Genomic DNA, 25,182 nt, shown 5'->3' on the forward strand with positions numbered 1-25,182 from the left:
CCTAAGTCCTACATCACTTTTACCCACGCGACGCGGCTTTTCCCTTAAGTTTATATACATATGCCAAGATTTCGGCCACCGCCTGGAACAAGTCCTCAGGGATTTCCTGGCCGATCTCTACCTGTGCGTACAGCGCACGGGCCAGCGGCTTATTTTCCATCGTTGTAATCCCGTTGTCACGAGCGATCTGCCTTATTTTTAAAGCAACGAAGTCCTGCCCCTTAGCCGTAACGACGGGCGCATTCATTTCTCCTGCTTCATATTTGATCGCCACCGCAAAGTGCGTCGGGTTCGTAATCACAACGTCAGCCTTCGGAATTTCCTGCATCATCCGCCGAAGCGCCATTTGACGCTGCTTTTCTTTGATCTTTCCTTTAATCAGAGGATCGCCCTCCGATTTTTTATACTCGTCTTTGATATCCTGTTTGGACATTCGCAGGCTTTTTTCATATTCATACTTTTGATAAAAATAGTCGGCGACGGCGATCAGTACGAGTACCGCCCCTACCTTAAGTCCAAGCATTAGGACGAGATTGGATACATAACTAAGCATCATTTCAAGCGGCAAATTGGCCAAAGCCAAGAGCTGCTTTTGTTCCCCTGCAAGCGTCGTATAGACGATAAAACCAATTACACTAACCTTAATGAGAGATTTCAAAAATTCAACGACCGACCGCAGTCCAAAAATATTTTTGAAGCCAGTGATCGGATTAAGCTTGTTAAATTTCATCTGCAGGCCGTGACCCGTGAAGAGCAAACCAATCTGCAGATAGTTCCCCAAAATACCAACAACGACTGCGATCCCAAATATGGGGGCCAACAAGAGCAGTCCTCTGGCAATGAGATCCCCAAACAATCCAAATAAATTGGAGGGTGAAAATTCCATCAGCATATAATCTGTGAAGATAGACCGAAACAGGGCCATGATTTGATCCTTCATCACTGCCCCGTACATAAACAGAAAACCAAAGCTTGCCAGCATGAGGAGCGATTGCGGAACTTCCCTGCTTTGCGCAACCTGCCCCTTCTGACGAGCCTCCTGACGCTTTTTGGGAGTGGCAGGCTCCGTCTTTTCCTGGGAAAAGAACTGCAAATTTATCGGGATACGATGCCGCTGCAAGTGATAATTCTCCTCTCGTCGCAGCGCCAGGCTGCATTCATTTCGATTCAATCAGCTTAAGCAGCTCATCCATCGAAACAAACAAGGTTTCAAACAAACTTCGAAATAGGTAAGCAAAACCCGACATCAATAGGACCAGCATAAATAATCCTAAAATGATCTTGAGCGGTACACCGACCACAAACAAGTTAAATTGAGGTGCGGTTTTTGCCAAAATGCCTAACGCGACGTCAACTAAGAACATCGTCACGACAATCGGTGCAGCCATTTGAAACGCCAATGCAAACATTTTGCTGACAGAGGCCAAAATAAACATACTTAGCTCTCCCGAAGCAATATGGCTGAACAATTCGTTCTGCAGAGGCACCAGCTTATAGCTGTCCATCATGCCGCGGATCATATAGTGATGACCGTTCATTGTCACAAAAAGAAGCGACGCGATCATAAATTTCATATTTCCGAGCATCGGGCTCTGTGTGCCAGTTAAAGGATCGATGACGTTGGCGATACCGAAGCCCATTTGGATATCCATAAATGAACCAGCCACCTGCACAACCGAAAAGAACAAGTAAGCGACGAACCCGATCACAAGTCCAACAAGTACTTCTCTTAACACCAATAACACGTAGGCATCATCAAAACCGACGGCATTCTGTTGATCCATTGCCAAGAAAACGAGCAGAGCAATGAAAAACGAAAAACCAACCTTATATTGAAGCGGCAGCACTCTCGATGAAAAGATGGGAGCCACGACAAAAAAGGATGTAATTCGACAAAAAACAAGCATAAAAGTAGGCAGAAAAGATAATAACAGCTCCATAATCGTTCCGCCTAACCGATAAACCGGTGCAAATTATTAAGAAGGTTGTACGTGAAATCTAGAATCTTAGTCAAGATCCACGGACCAAATACGAGAACAGATAAGAAAACGGCAACAATTTTCGGAACAAACGCTAAGGTTTGCTCTTGGATTTGGGTTGTGGCTTGAAAAACGCTGATGATCAATCCGACAAGAAGGCCGAGACCGAGCATCGGAGCGCTGGCCATCAAGACAGTGTATACCGCTTGGGCAGCCAGAGAAATAACAAATTCGGTGCTCATGGTTCATCTCCTATTGCTCGGATTTACGTGTTAAAGCTGAACAGCAGCGACTTAACAACCAAATACCAGCCGTCTACTAAAATAAACAATAAAATTTTAAAAGGCAGCGATATCATGACCGGCGGAAGCATCATCATCCCCATAGCCATTAGCGTACTGGCGACGACCATGTCAATGACCAGGAACGGTATAAAGATCATAAAGCCCATTTGAAAAGCAGTTTTAATCTCGCTAATCGCAAAGGCCGGCACAAGCACCGTTAACGGAATTTCTTCTACCGTTTGCGGCTTTGCGGTACCAGTATAATTTAAAAACAGCTGCAAATCCTTTTCTCGCGTTTGCGCTGCCATAAACTTTTTAATCGGAACGCTTGCTTTACTAATCGCTTCCGTTTGTGTAATCTCGCCTCGCATATAAGGCTTATAGGCTTCCTCGTTTACTTGTCCGATGACTGGAGACATCACAAAGAGTGTGATAAACAAGGCCAATCCGATTAACACTTGGTTGGGCGGCATTTGCTGCGTCGCTAAGGACGTCCGCACAAAGCTTAGTACGATTACAATTCTCGTAAAACAAGTCATCATAATCAAAATAGCAGGCGCTAAGCTAAGAAGTGTTATTAGTAAAATAAGATTAATAGAGCTCGATACATCCGCTGGATTATTCGACGTGCCAATATTGACGTCGATACCCGGAATGCCGATTCCCCCTGCCGGATCAGCTGCAAGGGCGGTTTCCGCTGTACCGAAAGCGAAGGAGAACAACAGGAGCATCGCCACTGCGATCAAGCGAATATTCATTTCTCGTTCTTCCGTTCTTCTTTATATTGTTCGTTCAGCATATCCTCCAGCATTTGCTTACGGCCTGTTAACCCTTTCAGCCTTTCTTGGAACAACTGCTGAAATTCTGAATCTGGAAGCTCCTCAGACACAACCTGATTTTCCAAAGATGTTCTTTGGTCCTTCCCAAAGCGGCGCTTCACGAGTCCGGATAAAGAATGAATCCATTCGTTAGGCTTCATCGTCCCTTCCTGCTGAAGAGAATCGATGATATAGCCAGCCTCTTCCGGGTCTGAAATTTTGTCAACCAGACGAATCTCGTCGCCTACCCCGATAAGGTAAACGGATTTTCCTATTTCTACGACCTGAAGCGACTTATTCGGTCCAAGCCCTACTCCGCCCAATTGGCGGATAGCCCGGTGCGATTGGAACGATCGGTTTTTATTGGCCAGCACTTTAATGAGGAGTACAATCAGGCCTACCATTACGATAAGAACGAGAATGACCTGAATGATGCTGCCCGCAATACTCGGAGAATCGAAGTTTGGGGCTTCGGTTCCCCCTTGAAGGGGTGTACCCAAGCCCGTCCCTTGCTCACCGGCTTCCCCGGTCTCTCCACTAATGCCCGCCGCAAATACCGATACCGCATGGTACAACCCGACCGAAAGCGAGAGAAGGAAAGCTGCGATATACTTCCGCATTAGCCTAGCGTTTTCTTGATCGCTTCAATAACGCGATCCGCTTGGAATGGCTTAACGATGAAGTCTTTCGCGCCTGCTTGAATCGCATCGATTACCATAGCCTGCTGTCCCATTGCAGAGCACATGATGACTTTAGCGGAGCCGTCAAGCTTCTTAATTTCTTTCAGTGCAGTGATTCCGTCCATCTCTGGCATCGTGATGTCCATCGTTACCAGATCAGGATGAAGCTCCTTAAACTTTTCTACAGCTTGTGCGCCGTCGCTTGCTTCCCCAACAACTTCGAAGCCATTCTTTGTCAAAATATCTTTAATCATCATTCTCATGAAAGCTGCGTCGTCCACCACTAAAATTTTCGCCATTGTCACCGTCTCCTTTTGTTTTTATGCTAATTTCTGTTCTACTGTAATTTTTGCAGTCGATCCCACTGGCTGACAATATCCGTTACGCGCACGCCAAAATTTTCATCGATAACGACAACCTCACCCTTGGCAATTAATTTATTATTGACCAGAATGTCAACCGGCTCACCGGCCAGCTTGTCCAGCTCAATAATCGAGCCTTGTGAAAGCTCAAGAATGTCCTTGATCACCTTTTGAGTTCTACCCAGCTCTACGGTTACTTTCAGCGGGATATCAAGCAGCAGGTTTAAATTCGTTCCATCGGCATGGATGTTTGGTCCGCCTTGGAAATCAGAAAATTGTGCCTGCTGTACATTTACGTTCCGCTGCGCAGCTGCGGCGTATCCCGGCTGGCCATAATGCTGAGGCGCAGGCGGCATCATCGGCGGCTGCTGGTACATCGGCTGCTGCGGATAGCCCGGGTAAGGCGGATACGGCGGATACGGCGGCTGATAACCAGGCTGGCCGTATGGGTCATGCGCAGCTGGCGGTGCAGGCGGCGTTACCGGCGCCTGTTGCGCTGCTGGCTGCGAAGCGGCTGGAGCTGCTTTCGGCGCTTCCGGCGCTGGTGCAGGCTCTGAATCCATGCCTGCTCCGCCCATCAAGGAAGCGATCAGCTCCTTCGCAAACGAAACCGGAAGCAGCTGCATTAGATTGGAATCAATCAAATCGCCAATAATGAGCCGGAACGAAACTTTAATAAGCACTTCTTCATCCGGCAGCTTATCCGTGCCTTCTCCATTGGCCAAATCGATGATATCGATTCCCGGCGGAGAGATATTGACAAAGCGGTTAAAGATGGTTGACATCGATGTTGCCGAAGAGCCCATCATCTGATTCATTGCTTCTTGAACGGCACTGACGTGAATTTCGTTAAGCTCTACGCCTTCTTCGACGTTACCGGTTCCGCCCAGCATAAGGTCGGCGATGACCTGAGCATCGCGAGTTTTAATGACTAGCAGATTAATGCCTTGAAATCCGTCAACATAATTGACGTGAACGGCGACATGCGGTTTTGGGAACTCATTTTCCAGTTCCTTCTTCGCGATGACGGATACCTTTGGAGTCGTAATATCGGTTTTCATCCCGAGCAGAGTAGACAAGGCCGTTGCTGCGGAACCGAAGGTAATGTTACCGATTTCACCCAGTGCATCCTGCTCTAAGGGCGTTAAGTAATCATCGATTAGCGGCACGACGGGAGATGAGTCTGAAGCCCCGCCGTCCCCATCGGAATCGCCCGATTGGCGGAGTAATGCATCGATCTCCTCCTGCGACAAATAATCCTTACTCGTCATGTTCTTCTTCTCCTTCGCTGATGACATCAGTAATTTGGACTGACATTTTACCCTTCTTTACGCCGGGACTGCCAACAAACTTCAACTTTTCCCCGACGCGGATACCCAGTCCTTCTTCCGTCGTCTTATTCAGCGTAATGACATCCCCTACTGCCAAATTCAGAAACTCATGGACATTGATCATCGATGAGCCGAGCTCAGCAATAATCGGTAGCTTCGCTTTATTCAAGCGCTCCTGAAGGATTTCGGTTTCTTCCGTTCCTTTCGTCTTTTTAGGCGAGAAGAATAAGTTGTTGACCGAAAGCCGAGGCATGATTGGTTCGATTACGACGTGAGGAATACATAGATTGATCATTCCCGATGTATCCCCGATCTTCGTACTTAACGAAATCAGAGCTATCGTCTCATTCGGAGAAACGATCTGCATAAATTGCGGATTCGTTTCAAGCGAATCAAGACGCGGATACATATCGATTACGGTCTTCCATGCTTCCTGCAAGCTTTCAAAAGCTCTGCTAAAAATACGCTCCATAACGATCGTTTCAATTTCCGTTAATGCATTGATCTTTGGAGGCGTCGTTCCTGCCCCGCCGAGCAAACGGTCCAACATGGCAAACGCAACGTTAGGGTGAACCTCAAGAACCATTCTTCCTTCTAACGGCTCCGCCTCGAAAATGTTCAAGATTGTCATTTTCGGAATGGACCGGATAAATTCGTCATAAGGCAATTGTTCAACCTGCACTACGTTAATTTGCACAAATGTACGCAGCTGAGCGGAAAAATACGTCGTCAAAAACCTTGCAAAGTTCTCATGAATTCGGGTTAAACTTCGAATATGATCCTTTGAAAACCGGACTGCACGCTTGAAATCGTATGCGCGAATCCGCTTTTGCGTATCCTCTTTTTTCAGCTCCTCAGCATCCATCTCACCTGAGGAAAGAGCGGCCAAAAGCGCGTCTATTTCATTTTGCGAAAGAACGTCCACCATGAAGAGTCACCCCCTTATCTGCCTTTAAAATGTTGGAATGTAGTTTGGGTTTACTGCTCGGTCAAAATAAAATTGGTGACGTACACATGAGTCAGCTTGCCTTCTTGCAAGAAGCCATTCATCTTGTTGATCAAATCGGCAGCAAGCTGATCTCTGCCTTTACTTTCCTGTAATTGCTCTCCCGTCATTCCAGACAGGGTCTGAATGATCGTGCTTTTTACTTTATGATCAAGAAGCGTGAATTCATCTTTCGCTTTCTTGTTCTCGAGTTCAAAGGCAAAGCTGACTTTCACGATACTGGAACGATCCGATAAATTCGTCAGGATATCGTTCACTTCATGCGTAAGCTCCTTTAATTCGGAAGCCGGCTTCGGTTTCACCTTAGCCTCATCAGCAGCCTGCAGGGCCTGTGCTTTCGGATCTGTTGGCCCGTTTTCTTTCTCCAAATAATTTAACAAAATGAAGGCGGCCAAACCGACCAGCGTTATCGCGATCAGGATGACGATAAGCCACGGCAGCATTTTTTTAAACACTACGATCCCTCCGTATGTTCGAACATGACAGATGCCCGAGTCGCTCCAATGCTGCGCAAATAATGTCGAACCAAGTCTACCACATCATCCACAGATTCGAGAACGACCAATTTTTTGCCCGTTGTCATCGTAATGACAGTATCGGGTGTCGCTTCCATTGTTTCAATAAATAAGGCATTGATAGTGAGCTTTGTTTTGTTTAATCGAGTGACTTCAATCATCGGTCCTCCCGGCGTTTCCGCCTCTTATAAAGCTTGGGAATATTGGGGATGAAGTTTTAACGCCTCATCCCCAAAACGTTATTATCGCTTCAGGTTAACAATTTCTTCAAGCACACTGTCAGATGTTGTAATAATACGGGAATTCGCTTGGAAACCGCGCTGAGCTACGATCATTTCCGTAAACTCATTGGTTAAGTCGACATTGGACATTTCCAGCTGACCGGAAATAATCGCACCCGTTCCTATTTCTGTGTTGTTGGCGCCTACAGCGATATCAATTTCATCCAAGTTTGCGTTCGGAGTAACACGGTACATGTTGCTGCCGATCTTTTCCAAGCCTGCCGGGTTTGTTACTTTGGCTACGGCAATGAAGGTTCCAGTCCCTTCCGCAACACCTTCCGCGTTGATCGCTACGATTTCACCGCTTGTTGAAATCGAAAATGCAGTAACATCCTCTTCAAGCGTTACCCCTTCACCATCGGTGCTCAGAACAAGCATCCCGTCAGAGGTAACCAGCTTGCGTTCGGAATCTAACGTGAAGTTGCCGGCACGAGTTAAAAACTGCTGCTCTCCATCCGGACTCACCACGAAAAATCCGTCGCCGTCGATCCGCAGGTCCGTTACCACATTCGTAGTCATCGCGCTGCCCGGCGTATGCAGGGTGTCGATCGATCCCAGCGTTGAGCCAAGACCAATTTGCTTTGCGTTCACGCCACCGCGTCCGTCAGCCGGAGCGGTTACCCCGGAAATCGTCTGGCTTAACATATCCTTGAACATCACACGGCTGGCTTTAAAACCGGTGGTGTTGACGTTCGCAATGTTATTTCCGATAACGTCAAGCTTTGTTTGAAATCCGCGCATACCGGAAATACCGGAATAAAGTGATCTGATCATAGTCAGCCTCCAGGTTGGTTGGTAATGTAAGACCGCCTCTGTCGGTCAGCGGTCATGGGCTTCCTTTTACGGGCCGGCCCTTGATTAAGTAACGAATACAGCGCTATCGATCTGTGTAAACACATTCTCTTTCATCGATGCGTGGTCCATCGCCGTTATAACGGTTCGATTGGATACATTGACGATCATCGCCATATCCTGAAAAATAACTAATGAATCCTTTGCTCCTTTAGCCGCAGCTTTATCGATCGCATTCTCCAGCTTCTGGAGCTGCTCAGGCTTCAGTTCAATTCCCCGCTGCTGCAGCCTTGCTTCCGCATGGTGACTGAATTTAAGCAGCTTGGATTGCAGCATCTTGTGAAAAGCTGCTGTGCCCGCGGAACCGGCCGATGTCGTTGCCGACGTCTTCCTTGATCCGATAGGGGGAACTGCTCCCGGATAAAGCGAGCCTACGGAAACAGAAATATGTTCGCTCACGGGGTTTCCTCCTCCGCAGCGTTTGTACGCAATACCGAAACGATGTCCGTAATCGAAACAAGCTTCGATCCGATCTTTGCAAACGGCTCATTATCTTTCATCGTAATTGCTTCGACAAGCCCGGTCTGAACGGTCGCTGAGCTATCGTTGGAATCGATCCATTCTACCGTTTTGCCGATAAAATTCGAGGAGCTTGCTAACGATTGCCTGAACAGCTTAAATTCGTTAGACATGTTCATCATCTGCTCCAAGGAGCTGAATTGAGCCATCTGTGCAATAAATTCACGGTCCTGCAGCGGATTCGTCGGGTCCTGCGTTTTAAGCTGCATAACTAAAATTTTCATAAAATCGTCTCGTCCGAGCGCGCCGTTATCCTTTTGCTTATCGGCGGATACCGTCTTGGTGTTGTTTGCCGAATAATAAGGCCATACGCCTGATGACCCATACACACTTTGCGACATTCCATTCACCTCCCGCCCCGTTTTTACCGAAATTAGGCCGTTACGTTCAACTGCCCTCCGGCCAGTAAATCGATAAGCTCCTGCTCATTGCCTTCCAAATCAACAGCGAAATCGATGCTATCGCTTGAAGCTTCATTTCCGTTGCGCTGCTGACGCGCTTGCTGCTGGGATGCTTGCTGCTGGCGTCCTTCCTGGAATTGCTGTGAAGCAAATTGAGGCTGATGAGATACCTCGATTTTGGCAATTTGCAGCCCTTGGTTCTGAAGAGCATTTCTCAGCGAAGCCAGCTGGGATTCGATGGATTCCTTGCCCTGAAGAGTCTCAGCAGCGAAGGTAGCAACGACTTGACCGTTCTGCACGCTGACGCGGACATCAACTTGTCCAAGATGCTCCGGACGAAGAATAAGCTTCGCTTCGCTAAAGCCTTTCGCATCAGTGATGCTAAAGCCCTTAAACAAGAAACGAGATACCTCGTCTGCAAATTGATCCGCTTGAACCGTGTAGGTCGCCTCCGCTTTTCCGCTCGCAGGAGCCGAAGTCCCCGGCTTTAACGAATCGTTGTTTAACATTTGAAGAAAGTCTTTCCCCGCACTTTGATCCTCTGACTGGATAAGCTGGTCGCTAGTCTCCAAGCCCATCATTGCGAAGCCGGATTTTGCCTGTAAGCGCTCGAGGTGATTCATCTGACTCACCTGGATGCTTGCCGCCGAAGCGGTGCTCAGCTTTTGTGATTGTTCCTCAAGATTTGCGGTCGCTGAATTTGTACCTGAAGACGCTTCAACAGTAAAACCGGAGCGTTTCGCTAACTGTGCAATCAGTGCCGCGCCCTTTGCAGGTTCCGATTCATTCTGTGAAAGCTGCTTTAATGCATTCGTGCTTCCGACCAAGGCCTGCTGCAGCAGGTTCAACTGCACGGAAGCAGCCTTACCGTCAGACAGCAGCTGTCCGTTTTGGAGCATTCCCTGAAGCTCGGCTAGAATCGACGATACGGCCCGCACTTCATCTCCGGCAGCAGCCGATGCATGAAACGCACCCGCATTTGCAGAAATTCCAGCTGCCAGTTCGTTCACTAAGCCCTTTGCTTCTTCCAGCTGCGCCGGCGTCATATTTGGCACCAGCAAAGCCGCAAGCTGCTCGGCTCCAGCCAGCCAGTCATGAAGAGAAAACTCTTCTTCTCCGGTACTGCCAGCTGCCAAACCTGCAAAAAGACTTGCAAACATGCCAAGAGATTCTCCGTTTGCCTGTTTGACCGGAACCGACTGTACATTCGTCACATTGCCGCCTTGTATAAACCCGATAATTGGTCCACCCATTGTATATTCACCTCCTTTCAATAAGTAAAAATAATGATTTAATTACCAAGCTTTTCAGCGATTTTCGCCGTTTCTTCTTTAGAAACGTCCGCCATTGCTCCGAGTACAGCTGCCCTCTTGGCGTTATCCATCGCGGTTAAAATCGATACAACCTTTGCGCTATTCGTCTTGTTCATTTCCATAAGCACAGCGGCTGCATTTTTCGCAGTCATATCGCCGAATGTGCGGGATACCTCTTCTTTTGTGAGTCCGGTAGACTTCTGTGCGGAAGCGGTCGTTTTTTGAATATCTAATCTTTCCTGAAGCGCTGCGATTTGCTGGTTTTCGGCTAATGAAACGTCTTTTAACGCAATGGAGGCTTCCGCTGCTTTTTTCGGATCCATCTTTTCCAGCAGCTCCACCCGATCGTCTTGGCCCATTTCACTTAACACAAGCACCTGTTCGGCAAGAGTAAGATTTTGCAAAATCGGACCGGCTTTCGTTGGACTCATCTGTGCATACATTTCAGCCAAAGACTTTATTCGTGCCCGATATTCTTCATCCGATTGCTTTTTCTCCTCTGCCTGCTTTTTCAGCGCTTCTGCATCGGCTTGAAGCTTCTTAATCGTTTCGTCCTTCTCGCTGTTAGCCGCTGTCAACGTGTTGATTTCCTGATCCTTCTCCGTCAGCTTCCCTTGAAGCTCCGCTACCTGCTCTTCCGCTTGAGGTTCAGCTTCCGTTTCTGCAGCCGAACCCTTTGGTTCCGAACCTGCTTCCTTCTTCGGATCGGGAATTACCGTATTCAACAGGGGCACCTTATTTGCTGCTTTTAATGTCTGATTGACAACGTCATAACCGAACACCGTAAGCAAGACACCGGTTAACAGAAGCGTAAAGACGATGGGGATGGCGTAAAACAAAAAGCGCTCAAAGCCGCTGTAAGACCCCTTTTCCATCTCCATGTCGCTCACCGTCTCCCCTCCTTTAGCTTAGGTTTTAGTACTAATTAATAGGTTCCGCTTGCCCGCGCATGACGAATCGTTGCCATCTCATCCAAGCGTTCCTGCTCCTGCTTCAAAAAGAGCGCGTTGAATTGGGAGCGGGCCTTTTCCTTCGCGTTTTGCCATACCTTCTCGTCAAGCATCTTGCGCTGAAGCTCTTGACGGCGTTCGAGAACAGCACCCTGAGCTTTGGTAATTTCACGTTCCTGCTGCTTCTGCATCGCACTCAAGTGTTCCGTATACTGCTGCACCATCAGCATATCTGAAATGGTCATATGGCTCTCAGACGCAAGTTTAGCACGGCAAAAATCAATTTCACCGTGCAGAGCCTGCAATTTTTCCTCCAGCGCGTGAAGCTCGCTTAAGGCTTGCGACAGCATCCACTCTGCCTGTGAGGTCTCATTCATTTTTAGATCCAATACTTTTTGCAGCGGGTAACGAAATCGCATGGACGGTTTTCAGCTCCTAGGAAAATAATCCGATTAACTGTTCTCGTGCTTCCTCGTAGTTCACCTTGCCGGACGTGCTTTGCCGGGTAAAATCAATAATTTTTGGCATTTGACGAATAGATTCGTCAATTTCTACATTACTTCCCTGCTGGTACGCCCCGATATTGATGAGATCTTCCGAATCCCTATAAGTAGCTAGCAGCCGTTTAAGCTGTTCCGCAGCGGCCACCTGCTCTTCAGGAGCAATATCCTTCATGACGCGGCTGACACTGGCAAGCACATCAATCGCAGGGAAGTGTCCTTTATTCGCAAGCTTCCGATCTAAAACGATGTGCCCGTCAAGGATTCCTCGGACCGCATCCGCGATCGGTTCATTCATATCGTCGCCGTCTACCAGCACCGTGTAGAATGCAGTGATCGAACCTTTAACACCAGTGCCGGCCCGCTCCAGAAGCCTTGGCAAGTTTGCAAATACGGACGGAGTATATCCTCGTGTCGCCGGCGGCTCGCCAACAGCTAGTCCGACTTCACGAAGAGCCATCGCATAACGCGTTACCGAATCCATCATCATCATCACGTTTAATCCGCGGTCTCGGAAATATTCGGCAATCGTGGTCGTAATTAATGCGCCCTTCATACGAATCAAAGCAGGCTGATCCGATGTCGCGACAACGACGACGGAACGGGCTAACCCTTCAGGTCCAAGATCCCGCTCGATGAACTCGAGCACTTCCCGCCCACGCTCGCCAATTAATCCGATCACGTTCACATCAGCCGAAGTATTCCGGGCGATCATGCCGAGCAGTGTACTTTTGCCGACACCTGAACCCGCAAAAATACCGACACGCTGTCCTTTACCAACCGTAAGCAAACCGTCAATGGCTCGCACTCCCACACTGAGCGGATCGTGAACCCGCTGGCGAAATAACGGATTGGAAGGCTTATTGTTCGTTGAGTAATGGGTCATTCTTGTTGGAATGAACGATCCGTCTAAAGGCTGGCCTAAGCCGTCCAGCACCTTCCCCAGCAATTCATGCCCTACCTGGATCGATAACGGCTTTCCTGTACCTACTACATCACAGCCCGGTCCAATGGATTCCAGCTCGCCGAGAGGCATCAGAATCACTTTGTTGTCCCGGAAGCCGACCACCTCGGCTTTTATCGGTGCATTTGATTTATGCGGATAGATTAAGCAGACATCACCGACACTCGCATCCGGACCTTCTGATTCCACGGTTAATCCAATAACTTGCGTCACCTTTCCGTTCACACGAACCGGGTCCAGATGGCGAATTGCTTCCAAATACTTCGCAGCATTTAAACCGAAGGTCAACGTTATTCCCCCTCGTTGCGGGCTGCGAGCTGCAGCAAAGCGGATTTGATTTCAGTTAGTTGAGTATCAACTCTTGCATCAATACTGCCAAAGGAGGAACGGACGACACAGCCGTGATCCGTCACCGATGAATCCGGCAAAATCTGCAGCTCCGCTTGGGAATCCAGCATTAACGCCAGTTCATCCCGAGCGTCAAGCACGAAGGTGAAGTGGGCCGGCGACACACATAATGTAATTACGCCGCGCTCCTTTCGTCTGGTTAACGCTTTGCGGATGAGATCGAGCATCCATTCCGGTGTAGACGTTAGTTCGTGCTGTACGATTTTTTGTGCGATAGAACAGCTTAGCTCCAACAAAAAGGGCTCCGCTTCCTGAATAATTTGTTCCTTCTGCTGCTGCGCTCCTTGTAACAGTTCAGCCGCTTGGTGAAGCATGGTCTCATATTCCGCCTGCACAGCTTGCTCCGCCTGCGTCAGTCCTTCTTGGTACGCAAGCTCATAAGCTTCCATCCGAATGGCATCCAAATATTCGGTATCCTGCTGGCGGCGTTCGTTCCACCATTGTTCAATGTCAGCCTTAGCCGCCTCACGCAGCCGATCCGCTTCCTCCGCCGCACTGCGAACCTGCTCTTCGGCATACTGCTCCGCGTCCGACAAAATACGTTCTCTCATTTGCCTGATTTCAGCGTCTAAAGCCGCCTGCTCCAGCTCTTCCAGCGTCATCGAGTTTGCCTTTTCAGGTGCGCGCTGCTGCAGCTGAAGGACAGCAATTCGTTTCATATCTTCCAAGGAAACATAACCGTTCGATTTGATCACATTAGACAATAATGTCATCTCCTCCGCCACGGGCAATAATGATTTCACCAGATTCCTCTAAACGACGGATAATGGCAACAATTCGAGTTTGTGCTTCCTCCACATCCCGAAGACGAACAGGACCCATAAACTCCATCTCTTCCCGGAACGTTTCAGCCATACGTTTTGACATGTTGCGGAAAATAGCTTCGCGAACCTCTTCGCTTGCCACCTTAAGCGCAAGCTGCAAATCCGCATTATCAATATCACGGATAATCCGCTGAATCGAACGATTGTCGATATTAACGATATCTTCAAATACGAACATTCTCTTCTTGATTTCTTCAGCCAATTCCGGATCCTGGATTTCAAGAGAATCCAAGATAGTCCGCTCTGTACCCCGATCGACCCCGTTCAAAATTTGAACGATCGATTCAATGCCGCCAGCTGAAGTATAATCCTGTGTTACCGTAGAAGACAGCTTCTGCTCCAGCACCCGCTCCACCTGGGAAATAACTTCCGGAGAAGTTGAATCCATCAAAGCGATACGCTTTGCGACATCCGCCTGCTTTTCCTGCGGCAAAGATGAAAGGATGACAGATGCTTGATCCGCCTGCAGGTAAGATAAAACTAATGCAATGGTTTGAGCATTTTCATTTTGAATAAAGTTAAGAATTTGGGCAGGATCCGCTTTACGCGCAAAATCAAATGGCCGTACCTGGAGGGTAGCCGTAAGCCGATTAATAATATCAATCGCTTTCTGGCTGCCCAACGCTTTTTCCAGAATATCCTTGGCATAGGTAATGCCGCCCTGCGTAATATATTCATTAGCCAAGCAGATCTGATGGAACTCCGCTAGAATCGAATCCTTCTCAGAGCTGTCTACCTTGCGGACGTTCGCAATTTCAAGCGTTAGCTGCTCAATCTCTTCATCGCGCAAATGTTTAAAAACTTGCGCTGAAACGTCCGGGCCAAGCGTAATTAACAAAATAGCAGCCTTCTGTCGACCGGTTAAGGATTGCATTTGAAGCCCTCTGGCCATGTCCTGTCACACCTCTATTCATCAACAAGCCAAGTACGTAATAGATCGACGAATTCCTTCGGCTTTCGGTTGGCAAGCTCTTCAAGCTGCTTGCGCATTTGGTTTTCGTTCGAGACCGCTTCTAGATCGATGCTTGGAATGTCCGACCGCTGCGCTTCCTCGGCTGCCGCCGCCTCTGCCGCTGCCACCGCCGCTTCTGCGGTTTTGCGGCGTCTGGAAGCAATGAAATAGGCACCGCCGCCAACAAGCGCAAGCGCCGCTGCGCCGATTCCCCACAGCATCGCATTAGACAATCCGTTTTGCTCGGTGACTCCCGTTTTGCCGTCAAAGCTTCTCGGAATAACCGTTACTTTGTTTTGGAGCTGTTCGTTCGTATAACCAGCCCCGGAATCAGCCAAAGCTGTGCTGACAAAGCTGACGAGCATGTTTTGTACAAATTCTCTCGTCTCCGGAGTGAGCGAGTTCGGGTCGTTCGGGTCCGGAGGCTCGATCCCAACCGAAATCGCAAGATCTTTAACAACAAACGGACTGGAAACGATCTGACTCTTTACTTGATTAATTTCGTAATTAATGGTCCGCTGAATTTCTTCAGAAGAGGAAGCGCCGGTAGCCGCTGCTCCCGGATAATTCGGAACATCTGTGTCTCCCGTTCCGACAATCCCGCCGTTTTCACCGCCGCTGCTCGTTGAGGATCGCTGTGTTTCCTGCTTGCTTCTCTCAATACCTCTGTTGTCAACAACCGGTGAATAAATCGTTTGATCCGATGTCTTTTGATCGAAATTCAGTGTCGAAAAAACGCTGACAATTACTTTGTCACGACTGAACATCGTACTCAAAAAGTTCTGCACGTTTTTCTGTAAATCAAGCTCAAACGTTTTACGCACCTTCAATTGCGCTTCCAGAGCGTTTGCCGCTCCGCCAATTCCGCCACCCTGCTTTGAGGACGGTTGAAGCTCACCGTTCTGATCAGATACCGTAATGTTATCGATATTCAAATTCGGCACACTTTTGGCAACCAAGCTGTAAATGGTATCAATCTTGGCCTGATCCACGGAATAACCCGGTTTAAACGAAACGACAACCGATGCTGTAGAGGCAACCTCATTGGCCGCCGTCCGAATGTAAGGCCCTTGATCTGGAACATTCAATAACACTTTTGAGCTGCTTACTCCGCCGATTTGATTGATCAGCTTCTGAATTTCTCCCGCTCTGGCATCAGTGCTTAGGAGGTTAAACTCACTGTCTGTCATCCCAAACGAAGAGAGGTTGTCCCGGAAAAGTCCGAAGCCGATGCTTCCATTTTTGAGTAAACCTTGCGACTCTACATCCAGCTTGACCGACGCGACCATTTTCGTCGGAACACCGATCGTTTTCCCATCGGCGCTTAATTTATAAGGGATGTTGCTTTGTTCTAAATACGTTTTGATCGAAGCTGCATCGGTCGGATTCAAATCCGTGAATGCATTCGAATATTCCGTTTTCGTAAAATAAAAAAGTGTTAATGCTATAGTCAGAACGGTCATTGCCGCAATCGAGATCAGCATGACTTTCTGGACGGTCGTTATTTGTTTCCAATACTGGGTCAGCCGGTCCCGGTATCGGAGCAACGTCTCGTTCACTGTGTCACCCCACAAAACATGTAGTCATCGCCGTTAGATTTGCGTTCTCATAATTTCTTGGTAAGCCTCGACTGCTTTATTGCGCAATGAAACTGCAAGCTGAAGTCCTACCGAAGCTTTCTCGGCCGCAATCGTTAGTTGGTGCACATCTGCGAGCTCTCCAACCACAAATTTTGTGTTTAAGGCTGAAACCTGGTTTTGTTGGCTTTGAATGCCCTCCATGGCTTGTGTCAGCATATCTCCAAAGCTCTTGGAAATCTCAGTCGCACTAGCAGGCTTCACGCTTGCCGCCTGCTGAGCAGGTGCAGAAATCTGGAATGGTTGTAGACCGGTAAGCTGCATGTTGTCTTTTCCCCCTAGTTAAAGTAAAAATTGTTGGCAGGCTTTGTTTAGGCCTTACCGATCTCAAGTGCTTTGGTAATCATACCCTTGGTTGCGTTTAAAGCCGTAACGTTTGCTTCGTACGAGCGAGTGGCGGAGATCATATCCACCATTTCCTTTAGTACATCCACATTTGGCAGCATCACAAATCCATTTTCGTCGGCATCCGGATGAAGCGGATTATAAACCTGCTTGAAAGGGGTCGCATCTTCAACAATCCGAGTAACCTTAACCCCTTCACCGGTGTTTTCTCTCCCGGACGCATTCTGAAGGGCACTGGCAAACGAGGATTGACCCTTGGTTTCAAATGCGACCATTTTCCTAGCATAAGGAACCCATTTGCCATCGACCATTTTCCCTCTCGTTGTATCGGCATTGGCGATATTGGACGAGATTACATCCATCCGCAGCCGTTGAGCGGTTAACGCGGAGGCACTAATGTCAAAACCGTTCGTTAGTCTCATAATGTTCTATGCCCCTCCTATTGCTGTCCGCAAAAGTTTGAATTCATGTCCTACCTGCTGAACCAAAGTGTTGTAACGAAGTTGATTCGACGCCATTTGCGTCATTTCGACTTCGATGTCGACATTATTTAGGTTGTTCGTCATAACAGACCTCGTGTCTTTTTGAATCTGAGGCTCAACTAAAACGCTGTTCCTGCCGATGTTAAAATGGCGAGGGTCTGTTCGATACCCCGTGAGCGTCTCCGTCCGAGTCGAAACAGCATCCTGCAAAACCTCCTCAAAAAGCACATTTGACCGCTTAAAATAAGGGGTTTCTGCATTTGAAATGTTGTTGGCGATTACCCTCTGTCGGAGCGCCGCAGCATTTAACGTATTCTCTAGGAGTGTAAAATGCGGCTTATTAAAACTTACCACCGTTTCCCCGTCCTCACAATGAACTGTTATTTCCACCTTGACTAGTTCCACATTTCCTTCGTTATTCCTTCCCGATTCGACATTTTCCTCTAAAATTCTTCTACCATGTAAGGAAATCTTTTCAGGCATTTTGTCGACTTACATTATCTTCTACATTTTTTAGTTCCATTTCAATGCGCAAAAAGCCCTATCTTTTCACAAAGATAGGGCTTCAACCAAATAATATGTAATTTCCAAAGAAAAACCGTGAAATTTTTCACTTTTTTTTCTGTAGACCAGTTTGACAAATTCCTTTTACACCTTAGACTTCATCAGCTGTTCCACCAATTGATCATTAAGCACCTTAATATAGGTGCCTTTCATTCCTAGAGAACGGGTTTCAATGACGCTGGCGCTTTCCAGCTTGCGTAGAGCGTTTACGATCACGGAACGGGTTATGCCAACCCGATCTGCAATCTTGCTCGCCACCAGCAAGCCCTCCTTGCCCTTGAGCTCTTCGAAGATGTGCTCGACGGCCTCCAGCTCACTAAACGATAATGACGACATAGCGACCTGAACCATTGCTTTGCTGCGAGCCTCGACTTCGAGCTCCTCAGCCCGCTCCCGAACAATTTCCATTCCCACTACCGTCGAACCATACTCCGCCAAAATCAAATCGTCATCAACAAACTCCCGGTCGATTCTGGAGAGCAGCAGTGTTCCGAGCCGTTCTCCGCCTCCTTGGATCGGGATAATCGTAATATAGCTTTGCTGGAACAGCTCCCTTAATTTTTCCGTGACCGGAGGATATGCGGTATGCGATTCTTCTTGGGATACCGTCTCATCGATACGCATCAGCAGCTGGTTGATCTCAGCAGGAATTCGGCGGTCTTCGTAAATCATTTTTTCCAGCTGTTCTGAACGAAACGGTTGGGAGACACCATAACCGAGAATTTTCCCTCTTCTGCTAATGACGTACACATTTGCTTCGATGCTGTCACGCAGCACCTCGCCCATTTCCATAAAGTTGACGGCGTGACCCGCAGCTTTTTGAAGCAGCTTGTTCAGTTGTCGCGTTTTGAATAGCAGTGTCGTCATGCTCGTTCATTCCTTTTACAAAATATATTGGCTGAGGTCACGGCTCCGTACAATCTCACCAAGCTTGTCACGGACGTATTCAGGGGTTATTGAGATCGTTTCCAGATGGATATCCGGTGCTTCAAAGGACAGATCCTCCAGCAGCCTTTCCAAAATGGTATGAAGACGTCTGGCTCCGATGTTTTCCATGTTTTGATTCACTTCTGTCGCGATAAGCGCAAGCTCCGCTATCGCTTCCTCCGTAAACTCTACGCGGATTCCCTCGGTTTCCAGCAATGCTGTGTACTGCTTCGTTAATGCATTCTTCGGTTCCGTTAAAATGGCGACAAAATCGTCGCGCGTTAAAGAGGACAGTTCTACCCGTATTGGGAAACGGCCCTGCAGCTCCGGAATTAAATCCGATGGCTTTGCCACATGGAAAGCGCCGGCAGCGATGAAAAGGATGTAGTCGGTTTTTACGGGACCGTATTTCGTCATAATGGTCGAGCCTTCGACGATCGGAAGAATATCGCGCTGAACGCCCTCGCGGGATACATCCGGTCCGCCCGAACGTCCGCCCGAGCTTGCGATTTTATCGATTTCGTCGATAAAAATAATGCCTGATTGCTCGGCGAGCTGCACCGACTGCTGCGTAACCTCATCCATGTCGATCAATTTCTGTGCTTCTTCCTGGGTCAATACCTTACGCGCTTCCTTAACGGTCAGCTTACGCTTCTTGGTGCGCTTTGGCATAAAGTTGCCGAACAGCTCCTGCATGTTCATGCCGCCCATCTGGTCGGCGCCCTGATTGCCCGAAAGCATATCCAGCATGTTCGGCGCACTGTCCTCTACATCAATCTCAACCGTCTTATCTTCCAGCTCCCCACGGGCAAGCTGCTCCTTTACCGCACGTCTGCGGTCTTGCAGCGTCGGGTCGTGGTCCTCGGTTTCCGCTGCTTTCTGATTGTTGTTCCCAAACAGCATTTCCAGCGGATTTCGCTGATTGGACGCTTTCGCCGGCGATGGCACTAGGATTTGCACAAGTCTTTCGTTTGCCAAAACTTCCGCGCGGTCTTTCACCGCTTCGGTTTTTTCCGTCTTCACGATCCGGATCGCGGTTTCGACGAGATCCCTTACCATGGACTCCACATCCCGGCCGACATAACCGACCTCGGTAAACTTGGTTGCTTCCACTTTAATGAACGGAGCGCCTACGATTTTTGCCAAACGACGGGCAATTTCCGTTTTGCCGACACCAGTCGGACCGATCATCAGTATATTTTTCGGTACGATTTCATCTCGCATCGCCTCAGTCAGCAAGCTCCGGCGATAGCGGTTCCGCAGCGCAATCGCAACCGATTTTTTCGCATTTTTTTGGCCAACAATATATTTATCAAGCTCCGCGACAATTTGTCTTGGCGTTAAAGATTGTTTGGACTGGTTCACTCCGTCTCCTCCAATACAAGGTTTAAGTTCGTAAACACACAGATTTCCCCTGCAATCGTTAAAGCCGCCTTCGCGATATCCTTCGCTTCCATCTGCGGGGAATAGCGCTTCAGCGCCCGTCCGGCCGCCATGGCAAAGGTTCCGCCGGAGCCGATCGCGAGAATGCCGTCATCCGGCTCGATAATTTCTCCGTTTCCCGAAATAAGCAGCAAATGCTGGCTGTCCATCACAATCATCATCGCTTCCAAACGGCGCAGCACTCGATCCGAACGCCAGTCCTTCGCAAGTTCCACCGCCGCCCGCTGCAGATTTCCATGATGCTCTTCGAGCTTTCCTTCGAATTTTTCGAAAAGCGTGATCGCATCCGCAACCGATCCGGCAAAGCCGGCAACCACTTTCCCCTTGTATAGGCGTCTAACCTTTTTCGCTTGATGCTTCATCACCATGCTATTTCCAAACGTGACTTGACCGTCCCCGCACATTGCGCCTTTCCCGTTATGACGGACGGCGAATATCGTGGTCGCATGAAACTGTTCCATAGGCTCCTCCTAATGCGATTTGGACGTTAATCTACGCTCGCGGATGTGCGCGATTGTATACCGTCTGCAAATGATCTCTTGTAACGTGGGTATAAATTTGCGTCGTCGAAATATTAACATGCCCCAGCAGCTCCTGAACCGTCCGAAGATCGGCGCCTCCCTCGAGCATATGGGTAGCAAACGAATGGCGAAGCGTGTGCGGGCTGATTCCCTTCTGCAGCGACAGCTTCTCCACGTATCCTTCCAGCATTCGCCTCACGCTTCGGTCCGTAAGCCTTCCGCCATTTTTGTTTAAGAAAAGAGCTTCTTCCAGGGCGGATTTGCAAAGCTTCGCTCTGCCCTCCTGCAAATAGCTCTGCAGCGCTTTACAGGCATAGTCTCCGAGCGGTACATACCGCTCCTTCGAGCCTTTTCCAAGGACAAGAGCGATTCCATTATGTAGATCAATCGAGCGCAGGTTCATGCCCACCAATTCACTCACACGCAGGCCGCCGGCATAAATGGTTTCCAGGATGGCAGCATCCCTCAGACCAAGCGGCGTACTGGTGTCAATGGAACGAAGCAGCTCCGCCATCTCCTCCGAATAGAGGAACTTCGGCAGCCGTTTCTCCAGCTTTGGTGTGCGAACCAAAGAGAGCGGGCTCGATTCGATTTGGCTTTCTTTCATTAAAAAACGGTAAAAGGAGCGAAGCGCGGACAGCTTTCGGGAAACCGACCTCTTTGCATAACCTTTATGATTAAGCTCGGCCAAGTATGCCCTTACCGATAGATGCGAAACAGCAGCCGCATCATAAACGTGCTGCTGCTGCATGTATTGTGAAAAGTCGAGAAGATCTCTCGAGTAATTATGCAAAGTATGTTCGGAGGACTGCTTTTCAAGCCGCAGCGAGTGAAGAAACGAATCAATTTGATGTTCGAAGCTCAATGGGCTCCCTCCGCCCTTCATCGTATCATACGATTTTATTGGTTTACAAGCGAATTGCGCGAATTGTCTATAAAATTCTGAATCGTTTCCAGCGCGCGTTCTGCCAGCTTATCATTCTTTTCCTTTTTATTGCGGATTCTTTTCTCCAAAGGAGGCAGCAGCCCGAAATTCGCATTCATTGGCTGGAAATTGCGGAAGTCCGTCGTCGTAATATACTGTGCCATGCTGCCCATTACCGACTCGGATGGCAGTACGACCGGCTCCAAGCCTCTTGCCAGTCTGCCCGCATTCATGCCCGCCATCAGGCCGGAGGCCGCGGATTCCACATAGCCTTCAACACCGGTCATTTGCCCTGCAAAGAACAAATTTTCCCGCTTCCCAAATTGGTATGTCGGCTTGAGCACCTTCGGAGAATTGATGAACGTATTGCGGTGCATCACACCATAACGTACGATTTCGGCATTTTCCAGTCCCGGAATCATGGAGAACACACGCTTCTGCTCTCCCCATTTCAGATGGGTCTGAAAGCCTACTAGATTATATAGCGTTCCCGCCGCATTATCCTGCCTCAGCTGGATCACGGCGTGAGGAAGCTTTCCAGTGCGCGGATCAACGAGGCCTACCGGCTTCATCGGCCCGAACAGAACGGTTTGCTTCCCGCGCTTGGCCATAACCTCGATCGGCATGCAGCCCTCAAAGTAAATTTCCTTTTCAAATTCTTTGACCGGGGCGGTTTCGGCCGTAGTGAGCGCTTCATAGAAGCGCTCAAACTGCTCCTCATCCATCGGGCAGTTAATATAGGCAGCCTCTCCTTTATCATAACGAGAAGCGACAAACACCTTTTCCATATCGATTGAGTCTTTCTCTACAATCGGAGCCGCCGCATCATAGAAATAGAAATACTCTTCCCCGGTAAGCTCCTTAACTTGTGCAGACAGCTCCGGCGAGGTCAACGGCCCCGTCGCGATGACGACAATTCCATCCTCGGGAATGCTCGTCAGCTCCTCGTTGCGGAACTCCACCAGCGGATGCTCCTTGAGCGCCTTCGTAATTTCACCGGAAAATCCGTCCCGGTCAACAGCGAGAGCACCGCCTGCAGGAACGGCATGCTTATCCGCCGCCCCCAGTACAAGCGAATCGAGTCGGCGCATCTCTTCTTTGAGGACACCTACCGCGTTCGTAAGACCGTTGGCCCGCAAGGAGTTGCTGCAAACAAGCTCCGCGAACTGCTCGGTATGATGCGCCGGTGTTTTCCGTACCGGACGCATCTCGTATAAGATTACCGGCACACCCTGCTTTACAATTTGCCAAGCGGCCTCGCTACCGGCAAGCCCGGCCCCTATGACAATTACTTTTTCGGTCATTCTGCGATCTCCTCAACAACTTCTTCCTTGTAGTTACATTGTGTACAGTTTAGCTTCGTTTCACCGCGAGCGCGTTTTTCCACGAGCATGGAATCACACTCCGGACATTTTTTGGCAGTTGGTTTATCCCACGAAACAAAGTCGCATTCCGGGTACTGGTCACAGCCGTAGAAAATGCGTCCCCGCTTGCTCCGGCGTTCAACAATATGTCCCTTATCGCACTTGACGCAGCTGACGCCCACGTCCTTTACAATCGGCTTCGTATTGCGGCAGTCCGGGAAGCCCGAGCAAGCTAAAAACTTGCCGAAACGCCCCATTTTGTAAACCATGACCTTTCCGCACTTCTCGCACGCTTCGTCCGACTCTTCGTCCTGGATTTCGATTTCCTTCATTTCTTCCTCGGCGACCTCCAGCCGCTTTTCGAAGGAACCGTAAAATTCGCTTAAAACGCGAACCCATTCTTCCTTACCCTCTTCGACATGGTCGAGATCCTCTTCCATATGCGCAGTAAATTCGGCATCGAGAATTTCAGGGAAAAACTGCTCCATTTGCTGGATAACAAGTTCCCCCAGCTCCGTCGGAACAAACTTCTTTTCCTCAAGCGCTACATAGCCGCGCTTCTGGATCGTTTCCAAAGTAGGAGCATACGTACTCGGACGTCCGATGCCGAGCTCCTCCAGCGCCCGTACAAGCCGCGCTTCCGTATATCGCGGCGGCGGCTGTGTAAAATGCTGCTTCGGCTCAATGGATTCCTGCTTCAGCTTATCGCCCTGCTTCAGCGGAGGCAAAAACTTTTCGTCGCTGTCCGCATTCTCATCATCGCTTCCTTCGACGTACACCTTCATAAAGCCGTGAAACTTAATTTTAGAGCCCGTCGCACGGAACACCGTATCGCCTGCGGCAATATCCACGGTCATCGTATCCAAAATCGCAGAAGCCATTTGGCTCGCCACGAAGCGCTCCCAAACAAGCTTATACAAGCGGTGCTGGTCACGAGTCAGGAACGATTTCATCGATTCCGGATCTCTAGCTACCGCAGTCGGCCGAATCGCCTCATGCGCATCCTGAGCGCCGGCAGCTTTCTTCGTATAATTCCGCGGCGTTTCTGGAATGTAATCGGCTCCATATTTCTCCACTACATATTCGCGCGCTTCTTCCTGTGCGATCGGGGAAATGCGCGTCGAGTCGGTACGCATATACGTGATAAGACCGACTGTGCCTTCTTTACCGAGATCTACGCCCTCGTAAAGCTGCTGAGCGACAGACATCGTCTTCGCCGCACGGAAATTGAGCTTACGCGCCGCTTCCTGCTGGAGCGAGCTTGTGATAAATGGCGGCGCCGGATTACGCTGGCGCTCCTTTTCCCGAACATCATTGACAACAAATTCATTGCTGCCGATCAGCTTTAAAACTTCTTGAACCTCGGCTTCGCTGCCGAGCTCCCGCTTTTCCTTTTGAACCCCGTAAAACTTCGCTTCGAAAGCGGAATTGCCCGATTTGAGCGCTGCTGTAATCGACCAATACTCTTCCGGTACGAACGCTTCGATTTCATTTTCCCGATCCAAAATCAGCTTCACCGCGACCGATTGCACCCGGCCTGCGGACAGCCCCTTCTTCACCTTTTTCCACAAGAGCGGGCTAATTTTGTAACCTACCAAACGATCGAGAATACGCCGTGCTTGCTGGGCATTGACCAAATCCATATTGATTTTACGCGGTTGCTTGAATGCATCTTTGACGGCCTGCTTCGTTATTTCATTAAATACAACGCGGCAGCTATCCTCTGGTGACAAGTCCAAGTAATGAGCCAAGTGCCATGCAATCGCTTCCCCTTCGCGGTCGGGGTCGGCTGCGAGATAGACGCGCTTGACCTTCTTGCTGGCATCCTTCAGTTCCTTCAGGACGTCGCCCTTGCCGCGGATCGTAATATACTTTGGAGAAAAATTGTTTTCGATCTCCACCCCGATCTGACTCTTAGGGAGATCGCGGATATGGCCCATAGAGGCTTTGACGATAAATTTGCTGCCTAAATATTTGCCAATCGTTTTAGCCTTTGCCGGGGATTCCACGATGACGAGAGAATCGGCCATGAGGG

At 49.0% G+C, this 25,182-nt stretch carries 29 protein-coding genes; all 29 read right to left on the minus strand.

The window, feature by feature from the left end; genetic code table 11:
- Positions 1-19: 19 nt before the first annotated feature.
- The 29 genes from flhB to topA all read right to left on the minus strand — a co-directional run bounded on the left by flhB (position 20) and on the right by topA (position 25,177).
- The gene (flhB, locus tag GQS10_RS00605; protein WP_166237943.1) at positions 20-1,120 is read right to left on the minus strand and encodes a flagellar biosynthesis protein FlhB; all 1,101 of its coding nucleotides are present in this window, start codon (positions 1,118-1,120) and stop codon (positions 20-22) included.
- Between the two features lie 37 nt (positions 1,121-1,157).
- Complete coding sequence (gene fliR / locus GQS10_RS00610) at positions 1,158-1,940, minus strand: flagellar biosynthetic protein FliR (RefSeq protein ID WP_166237945.1); 783 nt, start codon at positions 1,938-1,940, stop codon at positions 1,158-1,160.
- A gap of 11 nt (positions 1,941-1,951) precedes the next feature.
- Positions 1,952-2,221: a flagellar biosynthesis protein FliQ gene (fliQ, locus tag GQS10_RS00615; RefSeq protein WP_166237947.1), complete on the minus strand. Its 270-nt coding sequence runs from the start codon at positions 2,219-2,221 to the stop codon at positions 1,952-1,954.
- Positions 2,222-2,244: 23 nt separating this feature from the next.
- Positions 2,245-3,021 (minus strand): flagellar type III secretion system pore protein FliP, encoded by a 777-nt coding sequence (gene fliP, locus GQS10_RS00620; protein ID WP_166237949.1) that lies wholly within the window; start codon positions 3,019-3,021, stop codon positions 2,245-2,247.
- Positions 3,018-3,701: a flagellar biosynthetic protein FliO gene (locus GQS10_RS00625; protein ID WP_166237951.1), complete on the minus strand. Its 684-nt coding sequence runs from the start codon at positions 3,699-3,701 to the stop codon at positions 3,018-3,020. The genes fliP and GQS10_RS00625 overlap by 4 nt, the downstream gene beginning before the upstream one ends.
- The gene (locus tag GQS10_RS00630; RefSeq protein ID WP_166237953.1) at positions 3,701-4,060 is read right to left on the minus strand and encodes a response regulator; all 360 of its coding nucleotides are present in this window, start codon (positions 4,058-4,060) and stop codon (positions 3,701-3,703) included. The genes GQS10_RS00625 and GQS10_RS00630 overlap by 1 nt, the downstream gene beginning before the upstream one ends.
- 38 nt (positions 4,061-4,098) lie before the next feature.
- Positions 4,099-5,394 (minus strand): flagellar motor switch phosphatase FliY, encoded by a 1,296-nt coding sequence (gene fliY / locus GQS10_RS00635; RefSeq protein ID WP_166237955.1) that lies wholly within the window; start codon positions 5,392-5,394, stop codon positions 4,099-4,101.
- Positions 5,384-6,382, minus strand: coding sequence for a flagellar motor switch protein FliM (gene fliM, locus GQS10_RS00640; protein WP_166237957.1), 999 nt, complete (start codon positions 6,380-6,382; stop codon positions 5,384-5,386). Before fliM ends, fliY begins: the two co-directional genes overlap by 11 nt.
- Before the next feature lie 50 nt (positions 6,383-6,432).
- A complete protein-coding gene (locus tag GQS10_RS00645; RefSeq protein ID WP_166237959.1) occupies positions 6,433-6,915 on the minus strand; it encodes a flagellar basal body-associated FliL family protein in 483 nt (160 codons plus the stop codon).
- Positions 6,915-7,136, minus strand: a complete 222-nt coding sequence (locus GQS10_RS00650) for a flagellar FlbD family protein (RefSeq protein ID WP_166237961.1) — start codon at positions 7,134-7,136, stop codon at positions 6,915-6,917. The genes GQS10_RS00645 and GQS10_RS00650 overlap by 1 nt, the downstream gene beginning before the upstream one ends.
- An 81-nt stretch (positions 7,137-7,217) precedes the next feature.
- Complete coding sequence (flgG, locus tag GQS10_RS00655) at positions 7,218-8,030, minus strand: flagellar basal body rod protein FlgG (protein ID WP_166237963.1); 813 nt, start codon at positions 8,028-8,030, stop codon at positions 7,218-7,220.
- Positions 8,031-8,114: 84 nt separating this feature from the next.
- Positions 8,115-8,507 carry a TIGR02530 family flagellar biosynthesis protein gene (locus GQS10_RS00660; RefSeq protein WP_166237965.1) on the minus strand — a complete coding sequence of 131 codons (393 nt, stop codon included), beginning with the start codon at positions 8,505-8,507 and terminating at the stop codon, positions 8,115-8,117.
- Positions 8,504-8,968 carry a flagellar hook assembly protein FlgD gene (gene flgD, locus GQS10_RS00665; RefSeq protein ID WP_166237967.1) on the minus strand — a complete coding sequence of 155 codons (465 nt, stop codon included), beginning with the start codon at positions 8,966-8,968 and terminating at the stop codon, positions 8,504-8,506. The genes GQS10_RS00660 and flgD overlap by 4 nt, the downstream gene beginning before the upstream one ends.
- Before the next feature lie 32 nt (positions 8,969-9,000).
- Positions 9,001-10,281 (minus strand): flagellar hook-length control protein FliK, encoded by a 1,281-nt coding sequence (locus GQS10_RS00670; protein ID WP_166237969.1) that lies wholly within the window; start codon positions 10,279-10,281, stop codon positions 9,001-9,003.
- A 38-nt stretch (positions 10,282-10,319) separates the two neighbouring features.
- On the minus strand, positions 10,320-11,222 hold the full coding sequence (locus tag GQS10_RS00675) for a MotE family protein (RefSeq protein WP_243734877.1): 903 nt from the start codon (positions 11,220-11,222) through the stop codon (positions 10,320-10,322).
- A 44-nt stretch (positions 11,223-11,266) separates the two neighbouring features.
- Entirely contained in the window at positions 11,267-11,710 is a 444-nt protein-coding gene (gene fliJ, locus GQS10_RS00680; RefSeq protein WP_166237973.1) for a flagellar export protein FliJ, read from the minus strand.
- Positions 11,711-11,726: 16 nt separating this feature from the next.
- The gene (gene fliI, locus GQS10_RS00685) at positions 11,727-13,043 is read right to left on the minus strand and encodes a flagellar protein export ATPase FliI (RefSeq protein ID WP_166237975.1); all 1,317 of its coding nucleotides are present in this window, start codon (positions 13,041-13,043) and stop codon (positions 11,727-11,729) included.
- A gap of 2 nt (positions 13,044-13,045) precedes the next feature.
- A complete protein-coding gene (locus tag GQS10_RS00690; protein ID WP_341804987.1) occupies positions 13,046-13,876 on the minus strand; it encodes a FliH/SctL family protein in 831 nt (276 codons plus the stop codon).
- A complete protein-coding gene (gene fliG / locus GQS10_RS00695) occupies positions 13,860-14,879 on the minus strand; it encodes a flagellar motor switch protein FliG (RefSeq protein ID WP_166237979.1) in 1,020 nt (339 codons plus the stop codon). Before fliG ends, GQS10_RS00690 begins: the two co-directional genes overlap by 17 nt.
- Positions 14,880-14,893: 14 nt before the next feature.
- A complete protein-coding gene (gene fliF, locus GQS10_RS00700) occupies positions 14,894-16,498 on the minus strand; it encodes a flagellar basal-body MS-ring/collar protein FliF (protein WP_166237980.1) in 1,605 nt (534 codons plus the stop codon).
- 33 nt (positions 16,499-16,531) lie between these two features.
- Positions 16,532-16,840, minus strand: a complete 309-nt coding sequence (gene fliE, locus GQS10_RS00705; RefSeq protein ID WP_166237982.1) for a flagellar hook-basal body complex protein FliE — start codon at positions 16,838-16,840, stop codon at positions 16,532-16,534.
- A gap of 47 nt (positions 16,841-16,887) precedes the next feature.
- Positions 16,888-17,343: a flagellar basal body rod protein FlgC gene (gene flgC / locus GQS10_RS00710; RefSeq protein WP_166237984.1), complete on the minus strand. Its 456-nt coding sequence runs from the start codon at positions 17,341-17,343 to the stop codon at positions 16,888-16,890.
- 6 nt (positions 17,344-17,349) lie between these two features.
- Complete coding sequence (gene flgB / locus GQS10_RS00715; protein WP_207952068.1) at positions 17,350-17,886, minus strand: flagellar basal body rod protein FlgB; 537 nt, start codon at positions 17,884-17,886, stop codon at positions 17,350-17,352.
- 165 nt (positions 17,887-18,051) lie between these two features.
- A complete protein-coding gene (gene codY, locus GQS10_RS00720; protein ID WP_166237986.1) occupies positions 18,052-18,834 on the minus strand; it encodes a GTP-sensing pleiotropic transcriptional regulator CodY in 783 nt (260 codons plus the stop codon).
- Between the two features lie 15 nt (positions 18,835-18,849).
- A complete protein-coding gene (gene hslU, locus GQS10_RS00725; RefSeq protein ID WP_166237988.1) occupies positions 18,850-20,259 on the minus strand; it encodes an ATP-dependent protease ATPase subunit HslU in 1,410 nt (469 codons plus the stop codon).
- Positions 20,256-20,798: an ATP-dependent protease subunit HslV gene (gene hslV / locus GQS10_RS00730; protein ID WP_166237990.1), complete on the minus strand. Its 543-nt coding sequence runs from the start codon at positions 20,796-20,798 to the stop codon at positions 20,256-20,258. Before hslV ends, hslU begins: the two co-directional genes overlap by 4 nt.
- 31 nt (positions 20,799-20,829) lie before the next feature.
- Positions 20,830-21,723, minus strand: a complete 894-nt coding sequence (gene xerC, locus GQS10_RS00735) for a tyrosine recombinase XerC (RefSeq protein ID WP_243734857.1) — start codon at positions 21,721-21,723, stop codon at positions 20,830-20,832.
- 35 nt (positions 21,724-21,758) lie between these two features.
- A complete protein-coding gene (trmFO, locus tag GQS10_RS00740) occupies positions 21,759-23,087 on the minus strand; it encodes an FADH(2)-oxidizing methylenetetrahydrofolate--tRNA-(uracil(54)-C(5))-methyltransferase TrmFO (protein ID WP_166237994.1) in 1,329 nt (442 codons plus the stop codon).
- Positions 23,084-25,177 carry a type I DNA topoisomerase gene (topA, locus tag GQS10_RS00745; protein ID WP_166237996.1) on the minus strand — a complete coding sequence of 698 codons (2,094 nt, stop codon included), beginning with the start codon at positions 25,175-25,177 and terminating at the stop codon, positions 23,084-23,086. The genes trmFO and topA overlap by 4 nt, the downstream gene beginning before the upstream one ends.
- Between the last annotated feature and the right edge of the window lie 5 nt (positions 25,178-25,182).

This window comes from Paenibacillus turpanensis, from assembly GCF_011421635.1.
In the GTDB taxonomy this organism is placed as follows: Bacteria; Bacillota; Bacilli; order Paenibacillales; family YIM-B00363; genus Paenibacillus_AK; species Paenibacillus_AK turpanensis.

What these genes read in the sequence shown, in the direction of transcription:
- fliR (WP_166237945.1), bottom strand. Translation starts at nt 1,940, where the DNA reads ATGGAGCTGTTATTATCTTTTCTGCCTACTTTTATGCTTGTTTTTTGT.
- fliQ (WP_166237947.1), bottom strand. Translation starts at nt 2,221, where the DNA reads ATGAGCACCGAATTTGTTATTTCTCTGGCTGCCCAAGCGGTATACACT.
- fliP (WP_166237949.1), bottom strand. Translation starts at nt 3,021, where the DNA reads ATGAATATTCGCTTGATCGCAGTGGCGATGCTCCTGTTGTTCTCCTTC.
- GQS10_RS00625 (WP_166237951.1), bottom strand. Translation starts at nt 3,701, where the DNA reads ATGCGGAAGTATATCGCAGCTTTCCTTCTCTCGCTTTCGGTCGGGTTG.
- GQS10_RS00630 (WP_166237953.1), bottom strand. Translation starts at nt 4,060, where the DNA reads ATGGCGAAAATTTTAGTGGTGGACGACGCAGCTTTCATGAGAATGATG.
- fliY (WP_166237955.1), bottom strand. Translation starts at nt 5,394, where the DNA reads ATGACGAGTAAGGATTATTTGTCGCAGGAGGAGATCGATGCATTACTC.
- fliM (WP_166237957.1), bottom strand. Translation starts at nt 6,382, where the DNA reads ATGGTGGACGTTCTTTCGCAAAATGAAATAGACGCGCTTTTGGCCGCT.
- GQS10_RS00650 (WP_166237961.1), bottom strand. Translation starts at nt 7,136, where the DNA reads ATGATTGAAGTCACTCGATTAAACAAAACAAAGCTCACTATCAATGCC.
- flgG (WP_166237963.1), bottom strand. Translation starts at nt 8,030, where the DNA reads ATGATCAGATCACTTTATTCCGGTATTTCCGGTATGCGCGGATTTCAA.
- flgD (WP_166237967.1), bottom strand. Translation starts at nt 8,968, where the DNA reads ATGTCGCAAAGTGTGTATGGGTCATCAGGCGTATGGCCTTATTATTCG.
- GQS10_RS00670 (WP_166237969.1), bottom strand. Translation starts at nt 10,281, where the DNA reads ATGGGTGGACCAATTATCGGGTTTATACAAGGCGGCAATGTGACGAAT.
- GQS10_RS00675 (WP_243734877.1), bottom strand. Translation starts at nt 11,222, where the DNA reads ATGGAGATGGAAAAGGGGTCTTACAGCGGCTTTGAGCGCTTTTTGTTT.
- fliJ (WP_166237973.1), bottom strand. Translation starts at nt 11,710, where the DNA reads ATGCGATTTCGTTACCCGCTGCAAAAAGTATTGGATCTAAAAATGAAT.
- GQS10_RS00690 (WP_341804987.1), bottom strand. Translation starts at nt 13,876, where the DNA reads ATGACATTATTGTCTAATGTGATCAAATCGAACGGTTATGTTTCCTTG.
- fliG (WP_166237979.1), bottom strand. Translation starts at nt 14,879, where the DNA reads ATGGCCAGAGGGCTTCAAATGCAATCCTTAACCGGTCGACAGAAGGCT.
- fliE (WP_166237982.1), bottom strand. Translation starts at nt 16,840, where the DNA reads ATGCAGCTTACCGGTCTACAACCATTCCAGATTTCTGCACCTGCTCAG.
- flgC (WP_166237984.1), bottom strand. Translation starts at nt 17,343, where the DNA reads ATGAGACTAACGAACGGTTTTGACATTAGTGCCTCCGCGTTAACCGCT.
- flgB (WP_207952068.1), bottom strand. Translation starts at nt 17,886, where the DNA reads ATGCCTGAAAAGATTTCCTTACATGGTAGAAGAATTTTAGAGGAAAAT.
- codY (WP_166237986.1), bottom strand. Translation starts at nt 18,834, where the DNA reads ATGACGACACTGCTATTCAAAACGCGACAACTGAACAAGCTGCTTCAA.
- hslV (WP_166237990.1), bottom strand. Translation starts at nt 20,798, where the DNA reads ATGGAACAGTTTCATGCGACCACGATATTCGCCGTCCGTCATAACGGG.
- trmFO (WP_166237994.1), bottom strand. Translation starts at nt 23,087, where the DNA reads ATGACCGAAAAAGTAATTGTCATAGGGGCCGGGCTTGCCGGTAGCGAG.
- topA (WP_166237996.1), bottom strand. Translation starts at nt 25,177, where the DNA reads ATGGCCGATTCTCTCGTCATCGTGGAATCCCCGGCAAAGGCTAAAACG.